At 50.6% G+C, this 13,953-nt stretch carries 11 protein-coding genes; 8 read left to right on the forward strand and 3 right to left on the reverse strand.

Features of this window, described 5'->3' with window-relative positions; genetic code table 11:
• Window positions 1–123: 123 nt before the first annotated feature.
• The 7 genes from CR205_RS11765 (at window position 124) to CR205_RS11795 (ending at window position 10,299) form a co-directional block, all read left to right on the forward strand.
• A complete protein-coding gene (locus CR205_RS11765) occupies window positions 124–1,458 on the forward strand; it encodes an ABC transporter substrate-binding protein (protein ID WP_110520040.1) in 1,335 nt (444 codons plus the stop codon).
• A gap of 299 nt (window positions 1,459–1,757) precedes the next feature.
• Window positions 1,758–2,648: a carbohydrate ABC transporter permease gene (locus tag CR205_RS11770; RefSeq protein WP_110520042.1), complete on the forward strand. Its 891-nt coding sequence runs from the start codon at window positions 1,758–1,760 to the stop codon at window positions 2,646–2,648.
• A 5-nt stretch (window positions 2,649–2,653) separates the two neighbouring features.
• Complete coding sequence (locus CR205_RS11775) at window positions 2,654–3,484, forward strand: carbohydrate ABC transporter permease (protein ID WP_110520044.1); 831 nt, start codon at window positions 2,654–2,656, stop codon at window positions 3,482–3,484.
• 257 nt (window positions 3,485–3,741) lie between these two features.
• Entirely contained in the window at window positions 3,742–5,103 is a 1,362-nt protein-coding gene (locus CR205_RS11780; protein ID WP_110520046.1) for a GH1 family beta-glucosidase, read from the forward strand.
• Between the two features lie 20 nt (window positions 5,104–5,123).
• Window positions 5,124–6,464 (forward strand): glycoside hydrolase family 30 protein, encoded by a 1,341-nt coding sequence (locus CR205_RS11785; RefSeq protein WP_110520048.1) that lies wholly within the window; start codon window positions 5,124–5,126, stop codon window positions 6,462–6,464.
• Window positions 6,465–6,485: 21 nt separating this feature from the next.
• The gene (locus CR205_RS11790; protein ID WP_110520050.1) at window positions 6,486–9,656 is read left to right on the forward strand and encodes a hypothetical protein; all 3,171 of its coding nucleotides are present in this window, start codon (window positions 6,486–6,488) and stop codon (window positions 9,654–9,656) included.
• A 22-nt stretch (window positions 9,657–9,678) separates the two neighbouring features.
• Window positions 9,679–10,299 carry a YesL family protein gene (locus tag CR205_RS11795; RefSeq protein WP_110520052.1) on the forward strand — a complete coding sequence of 207 codons (621 nt, stop codon included), beginning with the start codon at window positions 9,679–9,681 and terminating at the stop codon, window positions 10,297–10,299.
• Between the two features lie 161 nt (window positions 10,300–10,460).
• Here the strand turns inward: CR205_RS11795 and CR205_RS20710 are convergent, their stop codons facing one another.
• Window positions 10,461–10,631, reverse strand: coding sequence for an aspartyl-phosphate phosphatase Spo0E family protein (locus CR205_RS20710; protein ID WP_110520053.1), 171 nt, complete (start codon window positions 10,629–10,631; stop codon window positions 10,461–10,463).
• A gap of 305 nt (window positions 10,632–10,936) precedes the next feature.
• On the opposite strand from CR205_RS20710, the gene CR205_RS11805 reads away from it, so the two are divergent.
• The gene (locus tag CR205_RS11805; RefSeq protein ID WP_110520055.1) at window positions 10,937–11,275 is read left to right on the forward strand and encodes a hypothetical protein; all 339 of its coding nucleotides are present in this window, start codon (window positions 10,937–10,939) and stop codon (window positions 11,273–11,275) included.
• Window positions 11,276–11,377: 102 nt separating this feature from the next.
• Here CR205_RS11805 and CR205_RS11810 read toward each other — a convergent pair whose 3' ends face one another.
• Together CR205_RS11810 and CR205_RS11815 are read right to left on the reverse strand one after the other, a co-directional pair.
• Window positions 11,378–12,439 (reverse strand): sulfite oxidase, encoded by a 1,062-nt coding sequence (locus tag CR205_RS11810; RefSeq protein ID WP_110520057.1) that lies wholly within the window; start codon window positions 12,437–12,439, stop codon window positions 11,378–11,380.
• Between the two features lie 161 nt (window positions 12,440–12,600).
• Window positions 12,601–13,905, reverse strand: coding sequence for an MFS transporter (locus CR205_RS11815; protein ID WP_161524764.1), 1,305 nt, complete (start codon window positions 13,903–13,905; stop codon window positions 12,601–12,603).
• Between the last annotated feature and the right edge of the window lie 48 nt (window positions 13,906–13,953).

The raw sequence follows: 13,953 nt of genomic DNA on the forward strand, positions 1-13,953 counted from the left end.
TTTTAAGGTTATTCTATAGCCAAGTAGGGACACTGTATTTTTTTCAGTATTTCCGAAAGCGCTTTAGATACATTAATCGTCCTTTCGGGGATGCGATAAAAAAGTATAAGGGTGGGGTTAAGCATGAAAAAAGTGTTGTCATTATCCTTGGTGTCGGCGCTAGCGCTTGGAGCATTAAGTGCGTGCGGTGATGAGGAAAGCGAAGCAAGCAACAATGGTTCAGGGGATGGGGAAAAGCTGACGATCTGGTCATTTACAGATGAGCTGGAAGAGCCGATTGAAGTTTTTGAAGAAAGACACGGGGTTGACATTGAACTGACGATCATTCCAATTGAAGATTATCCGACTCGTCTTCGTCCGGTACTTGAAAATGGGACAGGCGCACCTGATGTTTTCACAGGGGAACTTGCTTTCATTAAAGACTGGGTTGAGCAGGGCTACTGGGAAGACCTGAGCCAGGATCCATACAACGCAGAAGAGCTTGAGGATGACTTTATTGATTACGTATTTGATATGGGACGTGACTCTGAAGGAACTCTGAAAGCGCTGTCCTGGCAGACGACGCCTGGCGGGGTCTTCTACCGCAGAAGTATTGCTGAAGAAGTTCTTGGTACAGACGATCCGGACGAAATCGGAGAGCGTTTTTCCACGATGGACGGCATGTTTGAAGTAGGGGAAGAGCTTAAAGCTGCAGGCTACCGCCTGTTCCCGGATGAAGGTGCTGTACGCTGGTTCTCCCAGGGACAGGATCCACAGCCGTGGGTAAATGAGGACAACGAACTCCTTCTTACAGAAGAGCGCATGAACCACTTCGACTATGCAAAAGAGCTTCGTGAGAAAGACATGACGGCTTTCGCACCGGAATGGTCTCCTGCATGGTTTGCAGCGATGGACGGAAAAATCAATTATAACGCCGGATGGGATGAAGTTGAGGAAGAAGGATCCAACGAAGTGGAAGTATTCTCCTATGCCCTTCCAACATGGGGACTGCACAGTGTTCTTAAAGTGAACGCCGAAGAAACAGCTGGAGACTGGGCGGTAACAAACGGTCCGACACCTTACTTCTGGGGCGGTACATGGCTTGGAATCTACAGCGGATCCGACAACAAAGATCTTGCCTGGGAATTCGTGAAAATGATGACGCATGACGAAGAGTTCCTTACTGACTGGGCCCTTGATACAGGTGACGTACTTGCCTACCTTCCTGTAACTGAAGAAATTAAGGACGAGTTCCAGGATGACTTCCTTGCAGGACAAAACAACTATAAATTCTTCCTTGAAGAAGCAGAATTGATCGACGCTGACACAGTAACACGCTACGATCAGCAGATCGACACGATGTTTGGAAGCATGGTTGAAGATTACGTAGAGGGAGCCAGAACAAAAGAAGAAGCGATCAATGAATTCTACAACCTGGTTCGCAACGCGTATCCTCAGATCCAAGTTCCAAATCAGTAACAAAACGACTGTTATCCAGGAGTCTGCTAAAGGGGAGGGAGCCAGTGCCTCCCCTTTTTTAAATAAGGTGTTTTTCATAGGATGGCTGCCCAGGGATCGAAATGGAGCGTTGCAGTAATGTCTGAAACACCTGCGGGAAAAGAAACCGGGCGGGACTGAACAGAATGTCAGACCTCCGGCACCTCCGCAAAAAAAGCAAAGGCATAAGCCGGCATAGAACATCACAGCAGTCAGGAATAACAACCAGCAGCCATTTTTAAAAAACAGCTTTTATACAAGAGAGATGGAAGGTGTCTTTGATGAAAAAACTTGATAATTACGGATACATGTTCATCATTCCGTTTTTTCTCGTCTTTATTACGTTTACAATTTATCCGATCCTCCTGACGTTTTATTACAGTTTCACAAGTTACTCGGGAATGGGAGAAGCCGAATTTGTCGGGCTTGCAAACTATACCCGATTACTGACTGATTCATATTTCTACCAGGCTTTCTATAACACGATGTACATCTGGGGGATCAACTTTTTCTTCCAGCTTGGGATCGCCCTGCTTCTTGCCATATTATTTTCCGACATTCGTCTGAATATGAAAGGACTCGGTTTTTTCCGGGCGCTCTTTTATCTTCCGAACTTAATTACAATCGCGTCCGTTGCCCTTCTTTTCGGGATTCTTCTCGGCTGGCACCACGGAACGATCAACCACCTGCTTTTGGATCTCGGGATTATTTCACAGCCAATCAACTGGCTTAACGATCCGACAACAGCCAGATGGTCTGTCGGTCTGATCGGAGCGTGGATGTGGTTCGGTCATACGTTCATCATCCTGATGGCAGGGATCTCAGGGATCTCAAAGGACTACTTTGAAGCGGCTCTTATTGACGGAGCGAACCGCTGGCAGACGCTGGTGAACGTGACGCTTCCGCTTCTGAAGCCAATCATGCTTTACGTACTTATCACGTCTTTGATCGGCGGTCTGCAGATCTTTGACCTGCCGATGCTGATTACCGATGGTATGGGCGCACCACAGGGATCACTGAACACAATGGTTCTTTATCTGTACAACCAGGCATTCCGTTTTGACAACTACGGTTACGCGGCTGCCGTTGCATACGGGCTGTTCCTGATTACAGTCGTATTCTCACTAATCACATTTAAAACGATGTACCGAAACAATGTAAAAGAGGGGTGATCATCATGAAATCCAACACGATCGTTAAAGGAATATTATATGCCGTACTGATTCTGCTTGTGATTATCAGCTTTATTCCGTTTTACATGATGATCATCAATGCAACTCGTTCAAATTCAGAAATCCTGCAGCACGGGTTTACCATGCTGCCGGGCAGCTCGTTAATGGCCAACTATGAAGTTCTCATTCAATACATGAATTTATGGCGCGGGTTTGCCAACAGTTTATTCGTTGCCGTAATGGTAACTGTGCTGAGCTCGTACTTCAGTGCACTCACAGCGTTTGGTTTCGCGGTTTACAAGTTTAAGGGAAAAAATGTGCTGTTTGTTTTCATGCTTCTTCTCATGATGGTGCCGGGACAGCTTGGTCTGATCGGTTTCTACGACCTGATCAGAACGATGGGACTGCTTGATACGTACATTCCGCTGATTATTCCGCCGATTGCAGCACCATTTGTCGTCTTTTTCCTCCGTCAGTACCTGAAGACGGTTATGCACCCATCCCTGCTGGAAGCAGCACGGATTGACGGTGCCGGTGAGTTCCGGATTTTCCACAAGATCGGTCTCCCGATGATGATGCCTGCGGTTGCCACAATGGCAATCTTCACGTTTATCGGCTCGTGGAACAACTACATCCTGCCGCTCGTCGTGCTCTTCAGCCCGGAAAAATACACACTGCCGGTTATGATGGGGGCTCTCAGAGGCTCACAGGTAGCAGAGAATCTCGGCTCTATGTATCTTGGAATCGCCATCTCGGTTGTTCCGATCATGATTGCCTTCCTGTTCCTGTCCAAATACATCATCAGCAGTATTTCAGCAGGGGCTGTGAAGGAATAAATTACGAAAATAATTTCAGTTAAGAACTTTTTCCATAAATACTCTAGTTCATTGCAGCGAACGGGCGACACTCCTGCGGGAACAGCACCGGCTGAAGCGGTGCCCGCGGAAAGGGAGCCCGGTTAGCGGAAATGAACGACCTGTTAAAACAACACAGTGCGTTTTTTTCGGACGCAGTTCAGCTTCAGAGTCTTAAATTGATAGATTTACCAATAACAACAGTGAACATACCCACCATATTAAAGGGAGTGCTTTAAGTGTCTAAATTTCCAAAAGAATTTGTGTTTGGTACAGCAACATCCTCCTATCAGATCGAAGGGGCGCACGACCAGGGCGGCCGGACCCCATCCATCTGGGATACGTTCTCCAAAACACCGGGGAAAGTATGGAACGGCGACCACGGAGACATGGCATGTGACCACTACAACCGCTATAAAGAAGACGTCCAGCTCATCAAGGAACTTGGCGTCGAATCGTACCGCTTTTCCATTGCCTGGCCGAGAATTTTCCCCGAGCAGGGTGTTTATAACGAAGAAGGCATGAACTTTTACCGATCCCTCATCGAGGAACTTAAAACGGCCGGCATCAAGCCGGTTGTAACGCTCTACCACTGGGATCTCCCGATGTGGGCCTATAACCAGGGCGGCTGGGTGAACCGTGAATCGGTTAACTGGTTCCTCGAATTTGCCGAGGTCTGCTTCCGCGAACTCGACGAGCATGTGGATTCCTGGATTACCCATAACGAGCCGTGGTGCGCGAGCTTCCTGAGCTACCACCTTGGCCATCACGCGCCGGGCCACCGCAATATCGAAGAAGGACTCAAAGCGGCCCATCACATTCTGCTTTCCCACGGAAAAGCCGTGCAGATGCTGAAAACACAGTTTAAGTCGTCCACACCGGTCGGCATTACGCTGAACCTGACACCGGTGTACGGCAAAACCCAGTCAGCCAACGATATGCTTGCCGTAAATAACGCAGATGGCTACACAAACCGCTGGTTCCTGGATCCGATTTTTAAAGGCGCCTATCCGTACGACATGATGAACGTGTTCTCCAATTACGTACACGATTTCAGCTTCATTCAGGACGGCGACGTTGCGACCATCGCCGTTAAATGTGACTTTTTCGGAATCAACTATTACAACCGTTCGTTCGTGGAATACGCCGGCAGCGAGAAATTTCTTTTTGTTGACGCGCACTCGGACTACGAGAAAACAGGCATGGGCTGGGATGTTTCCCCGCAGGAGTTCAAGGAACTCATTTACCGCCTGCGTGTGGACTACACGGATCTGCCAATCATTATCACCGAAAACGGTGCCGCTTACGATGACGTACTGGAAGCGGACGGATCGGTTCATGACAAAGAGCGTACGGCGTTCATGGAAAAACACATCAAAGCCGTTGCCGAACTTGAAGAAGAAGGCATGAACATTGCCGGCTACTACCTCTGGTCCCTGCTGGATAACTTTGAGTGGGCGTTCGGCTATGACAAGCGCTTCGGCATTTTCTACGTGGATTTCGACACACAGAAACGCTACTGGAAAGACAGTGCCAAGCGGTACCGTGACATCGTCGCCAGCCGGTCGATTGAAGTGAAAAGCAATTCAGTGACATTCTGAAAAAAACGGAGGAGAGCGCAATGACAAAAACGATCCGTCTCATTGAATCGGTAAAAAATGAAGCAGACTTCTGGCAGGAAAAAGCGCCGATCCCGTTTGAATCGGAGAATAGCGGGGGCGAGCCCCCTGTCACGGTTGATCCCGGCACCGAATATCAGGAGTGGATGGGATTTGGCGGAGCCTTTACGGAAGCTGCCGCATACACCCTGTCGCAGGTCTCACCTGCTCATCGTGAACGTGCGATTACCGCTTACTTTAGCGAAGGGGACGGTCTCGGCTATAACCTCGGCCGGACCCACATCCACAGCTGTGATTTTTCTCTTGAAAATTATACCTATGTGGATGAAGGCGACACGGCGCTCGATTCGTTTTCAATTGACCGTGAAAACAAATACGTGCTTCCACTGATCCATGACGCGGTCAAAGAGGCAGGAAAAGAGCTGACCATGCTCGCATCTCCCTGGAGTCCGCCTGCATGGATGAAAACGAACGGTGAAATGAATCACGGCGGCGCATTAAAACCGGAATTCCGCGAGGCATGGGCTCGTTACTACGTGAAGTATATCGAAGCCATGGAGCAGGCCGGGGTTCCGATATGGGGCGTGAGTGTCCAGAACGAACCGGCCGCAAAGCAGGTGTGGGATTCATGCCTGTACACGGCAGAAGAAGAACGGGATTTTATTAAAGATCATTTAGGTCCTGCGTTTGAACAGCACGGACTCGAAGATAAAAAGATCGTCATCTGGGATCACAACAGAGATATTATTGTCGAACGGGCCGAAACGGTTCTGTCGGATCCTGATGCAGCAAAGTACGTCTGGGGTACAGGAAACCACTGGTACGTATCCGAAGAGTTTGAGAATCTCAGCATCGTCCACGAAAAGTTCCCGGACAAGCACCTTCTGTTTACGGAAGGGTGCATTGAAGGCGGCGTGCAGCTAGGCGCGTGGCACACAGGCGAGCGATACGCGAGAAACATCATCGGGGATATGAACAACTGGCTCGAAGGGTTTATCGACTGGAACCTGGTGCTTAACGAAGAAGGCGGTCCGAACCACGTGGGCAACTTCTGCGACGCACCGATCATTGCGGACACGAAAAAAGACGAGCTTCATTTTAACAGCTCGTACTATTTTATCGGTCACTTCAGTAAATTTATCCGTCCCGGCGCCAGACGGATTCATTCAGAAACAGCCGTCACAGATGTGAGTGTGACCGCATTCAAAAACCCGGACGGCTCTGTTGTTCTCGTGGTACTGAATGAAAAAGAAACCGACGTTCCTTTTGCCATCAGTATGGAAGGCTTATCAGCCCGGACCGTTGCAAAAGGCCGTTCGATTGCCACCTACGTGATGGAATAGAGAAGGTTTGGAGAGATGAACATGTACAAATTAACCGACAACGACCGCTTTGAAATTAAAAACTATCAGCAGCAGCCCACCTTTTCGAGTTTTTTACCGGGGATTGCCGGTGTGCACGGTGTCCCGATGTGGGTGTTCTATGTGAATCGGGGCCAGGGAATCGCCAGCTTCGGTGTACAGGATAAAGACCATGCGATCCTTGAATTTCTTCCGGCGGACAAATCATATCAGCATACAGGTGTTCAGGGCTTCCGGACTTTTTTAAACATCCACCGCGCTGACGGCACGTCTTTCATTGAGCCGTTTGCTTCTACTAAAAGTGAAGCTGTGGAGACGATGGAAGTAGCGGAGAATACGCTTGTGCTGACGTATGATCACCCGGCAGAAGGCATCCGGATGGCAGTCACGTATTTCATTTTGCCTGAGTCCCCACTTGCGGGACTCGTGCGCCACGTGCGGATCGAAAACACGTCGAATAAAGAGGTTCGGGTGGAAGCACTCGACGGCCTGCCGTCGATTCTGCCGAGCGGCGTGTCCAATCAGGCATACAAAGAGCTAGGCAACACAATTAAGAGCTGGTTTGACGTGGAAAACAGAGAAAACGGTCTGCCGTTTTACAAACTGCGCGGCAGCATGGAAGATACAGCAGAAGTAAAAGAAGTGCACGAAGGCAGCTTCTTTATGAGCCTGATGCAGCACAGGGAAACGGAAAAATGGATCGATCCTCTTGTAGACCGGGATCTTATTTTTGGAGCCGATACGTCACTGTTTACGCCTCACCGATTCGTGGAGAAGGGCCTGGCGGCGCTGAACGGCGAAGTCCAGACCACCACGAACAAAGTGTCCGGCGGTTTTTCCCCTGTCTCAGCCGAGCTGGACGCAGGCGAAGCGGTGGAATTGTTCACGGTCGTGGGGCAGGCAGCATCAGTGGACACGGTCAACCGTTTTGCCGAAGGTATGTCTGTTGACCGTCTTGCTTCATTGAAAGAGCAGGCGGCTGCAATGACAAACGGGCTCACAGAAGCGGTGAACACGAAAACAGGTGTCCCTCGCTTTGATGCATACACCCGCCAGAGCTACCTGGACAACGGACTGCGCGGCGGTTTTCCCCGCGTGTTTGAAAAAGAGGATCAGAAAAAGATCTATTATCTGTACTCACGGAAGCACGGGGATCTGGAGCGGGATTACAACTTCTTTTCGATCAGCCCGACGTACTATTCACAGGGGAACGGAAACTACCGCGACATGAACCAGAACCGCCGGTGCGATGTGCTTTTGAACCCGAAAGTGGAGGATTACAACGTCAAGCTGTTTATGAACCTGATCCAGCTGGACGGCTACAATCCGCTTGCGGTGCAGGGCGTGCGGTTTACCCTTGAGCGTCTGGATGAAGCGGCGCTGGAGAATTATGTCGAGGAGAAGGATGCGGCGGCGCTGCAGTCGTTTTTTGAACGGTCGTTTACGCCGGGAGAGCTGATGCATTTTGTTGAAGACCGGGGGATCACGCTTAAGACGTCGTTTGATGTGTTTCTTACCCACATTCTCACCGTATCGGAGGAAAGCTTTCAGGCCGTGTTCGGGGAAGGGTTCTGGATCGATCATTGGACATACAACCTCGACCTGATCGACAGCTACCTGGATATTTACCCGGACAGAGCAGAATCGTTCTTTTTCGGAGGCGGGTACCGCTTTTTTGACAGCCCGGTCCGGGTGAATGCGAGAGCGGATAAATACACGCTGCGGGACGGCAAGCTCCGTCAGTACGGGGCGATTGCCCACGACGAGGCGAAAATGGCCGAAGCGGCGAAAAATAACGGCGTCCTCTGGGTCCGTTCGGAAAATGGGGAAGGTCCAATTTATGAAACGAGCCTTTACGCGAAGCTGCTTCTTCTTGCGCTGGTGAAAACATCGACGCTGGCTCCTCAGGGGCTCGGCATAGAGATGGAAGCGGACAAACCTGGCTGGAACGATTCATTGAACGGCCTTCCGGGCATGCTCGGGGCGAGTACGTCTGAGCTGTTCGAACTGAACCGGCTGATTGCCACGCTGTCAGAGGTGGAGTCAGATCAGACTGTTCAGCTGCCGGTTGAAGCGGCAGACTTCCTTAATGCTGTCACTGACGTGCTGGAGGAGGCAGATCGTGCCGGATCATCGCTTGTGGATCTGGCAAGCTGGCACCGAATCAGCTCGTTAAGAGAAGCCTACCGGGAGACCATCTACGGAGGCATCAGCGGGGAAGAGCGCGAGTATTCGATGGCGGACGTGCAGGGAAGCCTCCAGCTGCTGAAAAAGCGGGTGGAAGAAGGCATCGAGCAGGTTTCGGCATACAGCAAGCCGCTTCCGCCGACGTACTTTTACTTTGAACCTGCAGGAGAGCTTGACGGAGCGCTGCCGGCACTGGAAGAACTCACACTTGAGGCGAAGCCGGTTACCCCATTCCTTGAAGGCGTGGTAAAATCATTAAAGACGTGTAACGATGATGCCCGCGCCAAACAGATTTATGAGGATGTGCGTGCGTCTGAGATTTACGACCGGAAGCTGAAGATGTACAAAACGTCAGCACCGGTGGCAGACGAGCCTAACGAACTCGGCCGGGTGAAGGCCTTTACGCCGGGGTGGCTGGAAAATGAATCGGTCTTTCTTCATATGGAGTACAAATACCTGCTTGCGACGCTTCAGGCCGGACTGGTCGATGAATTTTATGAGGACATTCAGCATGCTCTCATTCCGTTTCTCGATCCGGAGGTTTACGGACGGAGCACGCTTGAAAATTCATCGTTTCTTGCGAGCAGCGCCAACCCGGATCCAAAGCTTCACGGCCGGGGATTTGTATCCAGGCTCAGCGGCTCCACAGTAGAGCATCTCTCGATCTGGTTTACGATGATGGCAGGGAAGAAGCCGTTTGAGTGGGACGGAACGGAGCTTTCCTGCACCCTGAGTCCAACGCTGCCGGGCTGGATGTTTAACGAAGACGGCGAAGTGCAGTTCACGTTTTTAGGCGCAACGGATGTGACTTATATTAATAGAAGCAGAAAAGCGACTTACGGGCCGGATGCAGTGAAACCTGTGAAGGTCGACATGGTGATGGCTGACGGCACGGAGGAAACAGTGGAATCCGGCAGGATCACCTGCGAACGGGCAGAGGCACTTCGTGACGGCGGGATCAGGCAGCTGAAGGTTTATCTAAGCTAAAGAGAGTCAGGAAGGTGATTGGATGAGCGGGAATGCGGTAGTAGACAGAATCATGACGGGGTTGGAGATCCTGGTGAAAGTATTTGTGATTAACGGGCTTTGGATCCTGTTTACCGCCCTCGGATTAGTGGTGTTCGGTATTTTTCCGGCCACGGTGGCCCTACTTGCGGTCGTGAGGAAGTGGATTATGGGAGAGTCGGACGTGCCGATCTTTAAGACGTTTGCGGGCAGCTACAAAAAGGAGTTCGTTAAGGCGAATCTGTACGGTCTGATGATCGTGCTGTACGGATGGGTACTGTACGTGAATTACCAGTACATGCTGTTGGCAGACGGCCTGCTGCAGCTCGTGATGGTGATCGGACTGATCATCACAACAAGCCTGTTCCTGCTGACTGTCAGCTTCCTGTTTCCGTCACTCGTTCACTTCAAACTGTCTTTTGTTGAGTACCTGAAGTTTTCCTTTCTCCTCGGTGTAACGAGGTTCTACCTGCCGGTACTCGCTGGGATCGGCCTGACGATTGTATACCATTCGGTCCTGTTTTACCCTGGCGTGCTCGTCTGGTTCGTGCCTAGCCTCACCGGTCTCATCCTGATGTCCACTGCATATCAGGCCTTCAGGAAACTCCCCGAAGCGCAGGTGTAAGCGGGGACGGTTCTCATGTTGTAAATGTAACCATAAAAATAACAGCTTGTCCTTTTTGAGGGCAGGCTGTTTTATTTGAGCATCTGTTTTTGTGGGCGTTCTGTTTATCAGAATCGGAGAAGGAGAAGGTTGCGCCTGGCGTGAAAATGGAAGGTGAATGCCTAGTTTTTTAATGATTCATCGTACTTATTCAGGAGGTCGTCCAAAGCCTGGCTGTAACGAACCGTCTGCGGGTGTGATAGCCCTTTATTTTTTGCTGATAACATCATGAGAGTGCGAATGGTTTCAATTTCCAATAAAAGACTAGTACATTCAGTGTATTTATTGGGCATATAATCACACTCCTTACTGACTAATTAAAGATACTTTAATTGAATCCTTCAGCCGTGTAAAGAGGAAAACACTTTTATAGTTGGCATTTGACAAAAAAAGTTAAGTACCGACAGGAAAACAGAAAAGTTGCAAGGTTATATTAGGTGAGGACCGGCCCTAAATGACATGCGAAGTTTAAAAAGCCTTCCATCAAGGTATTTCCTTAATGGAAGGCTTTTTCTTTATGCCTGTTTAAACCGGTGATATTCGCACCTGTCTGCGGGCATGATAATGCTGATAATCTTATGAGGAGGAGATTTGACCGATGAGCAGCAACTGTGAAACGCACAGCAACCACAAGCATGAGCACTCTCTGTCCTGCGGCCATACGAAAATCAAGCATGGGGACCATATTGATTATGTTCACGACGGGCATCTTCATCACAAGCACGAAAGCCACTGGGACGAATGTAAAATTGAAGTGACCGAGCAGAACCCGGATACCTGCACACCGGTGGAATCGGCGTGCCAGCATAACGATGATTGCGGGCATGAAAAAGTGCCACACGGTGACCACTACGATTACCTCGTGAACGGACGTCTTCACCATGTCCACGGGGATCATATTGATGATCACGGCCCGGTTGATGTGATTGATAAGTAGAAATGTTCACAAAAGCTCCCGGCTACTGAGACCGGGAGCTTTTGGTTTGGACAGGCTATCACTAAGGGCAGCTATAGAACCGTCCAGAGCACGTCTCTGAGACTACTCCTCCACTTTGACTTCCACCCGGTCCACTGCGTTGTACCCGTAGCCATTTCGATTCCAGAACGCTGTTTCAGGCTGTGCCGCGCCTGAAGCATCAACGGCCTTCGACAGTATAGTGTAGTTCCCCGGCTGAACATCCAGCCACTCCATGCTCCAGCGCGTCCAGTGGTATCCAACCTGTTCAGGATCGAGTTCTGCTTCCGACCAGGAAGTACCTCCGTCTGTACTCACGTAGATACGGGCAATGACACCTGTACTGCTCCAGGCAATCCCATGGATGGTGTGGGATCCAGACGGCAGTATAGCTCTTTGCATGGGCTGGAGAATAGAACTGTCCAGCTTGATTTCTGTAACGGGAAATGCCCCCTCGTCGCTGTCTTTGTCAGGATAGCATACGTAATCTTCCGTCTGATAAGGTCCTGTGAATGATTCTTCGGAAACGCGGATCTGCCTAAGCCATTTTACGGAAGCCATCGCGTACCAGCCCGGCACGATGAGGCGGAGGGGATACCCCATTTTAAAGGGAATTGACCGGTCATTGTAGGCGTAGGCAATGATCGTATCTTCATGCGTTGCTTTCTCAAGTGGAAGGGAGCGGGCAAAGGAAACGCTCCCCTCTGTTCCCGGTCTTTTTCCCCGGTCCATACCAATTGTCACCACTTCGGCGGCCCCTTCTTTTACAACGGCTTTCTCCAGAAGGGTCTTCAATGGTACCCCGGTCCAGTATCCCTGGCTGATGGCGCCTTTTTCCCACTGCTCTCCGTAAACTACAGGTTCAAACAGGCCCCGCTTGTTCCCGGCACATTCAAGCAGTGCAGGGACGGTAACAGCCGGGAGAGCGAGGAGGTCCTGAAGAGAAAACCAGAGAGGGTTTTCAACGTGTCCCTCCACCTGAAGCCAGTAACTGAGGGGAGAGAGGGAGGGATAGGCAAAGTGATTCCGCCTGAAATGAAAACGCGGTTCGGTTGTTTCCGGAATAATGTAGTGAACCGGACTTTCCTGGTTTTCGGGTACAAGACCGCGGGTAGTAAGAAAGGGCCTGACAGACGGGGTGCGCATGATGATCGCCACCTTCCGGTAAGTATCACACCAGTGTATGATTTCACTGTCCGGTTCCATGACTGTAAAAAACGACTTGCGCAGGGGAAAAGTGCAAAAAGGGGACGGTTCTCTCATTACATTTTTCGAAAATGCAACGTAAGAACCGTCCCCATTTTACATTACGACACGCCTGCTTCTTCTTTTTTATCCTCGGCCTCTGACCTGAGTGCCATCCCAGTAGATTCGCTGGCTTTTTCTGCCTGAGGCTTTCCCCACAGAAACGGCTGAAACACGATACCGAACACGCCGATCCCGAGCACTGTCAGCCCGACTGCCTGGTAGACGCCGAATACGCTGAACATTTGTACAAGAAGACCGCCGGCGATGGGGGCTGCGAGGAGAATCACGCCGGTCAGGGAGTTAAACAGGCCGGACATTTGGCCGACTTTTCCCTCGGGGCTCTCTTTTTGGAGAATGTAGCTGTAGACTACACTGAAAATCCCGGCTCCGACACCAACGGCAAAACAGGCGATCACAGGCCAGAACAGAGAGATCCCCGGGGTAAGCAAACCTACACCTGCAAAGCCTGCGCCGATCAGGGCCACAGAGGTGCCGAGAAAAGAGCCGTACCGTTTCAGTTCCCGAAGCCTGTTCATGACCATGATGATCACGACAGCTCCGAGGCCCGAGGCAGCCATGGCGTAGCCAAGAACCTCCTGTCTGGCCGGGTAAACTTCACGAAACAGGACACCGAACTGGGCGTCCACCAACTGGATCGCCGTAAACGCTGCCAGGGAGAAGGCGAAGCTCACAAACATCACTTTTGAAGAAAAAAGGATCTGCCATCCGTTTCGCCACGTCTGCCAGAACGGCTCGCGGGGTTCTTTTGAAATTGATGTGCCTGCTGTATCAAGGTGACGGATCTTCACCAGAATTGCGGCTGAAATCACCAGAGCCCCTGCATAAACAGCAAAGCTGACCTGAGGGGCAAACGCTGCCGCCAGGGATGCGCCGAGAAACGGACCGATGATTTTGGAAAGCTGATTGACCGTACCGTTCAGCGTCACGGCTTTTAAGACGTGATCAGGTGCTACTACTTGGCGGATGATCGCCTGCTGGGCTGGAAAGTGAACAATCGTCGCTGTGGACCGCGCAAGGATCACGAGGAGAGCAGCCCAGGGGTTCGCTGTGAAAATCAGCGCTACAGTCAGGCAAGCCGTCACCACATCAGCCGTGAGCATAATCGTCACTTTATGATAACGGTCCACGAGAATGCCGGCAAACTGGCTGAAAGCCGCATGCGGGAGGGCATAGGCGACCGGGATGAGCGCGATCATCCACGGCTCGGCCTGCCAGACGTAGCTGAAAATGAGGAAAACGGCAATCATATCAAAAAACTGGCCAAGTGTTGAAATAGAATAGGAAGTGAAAAGCTTTACATAGTTTTTATTTGTCCAAATGGATGGCGTATTTGTCTGCACCATCGTCATCACCTGCCTTACTGCAAGTGTAAACCGCCAATGTCAGAGCAA

Origin of the sequence: Alteribacter lacisalsi, assembly GCF_003226345.1 — a bacterium.
Classification (GTDB): Bacteria; Bacillota; Bacilli; order Bacillales; family Salisediminibacteriaceae; genus Alteribacter; species Alteribacter lacisalsi.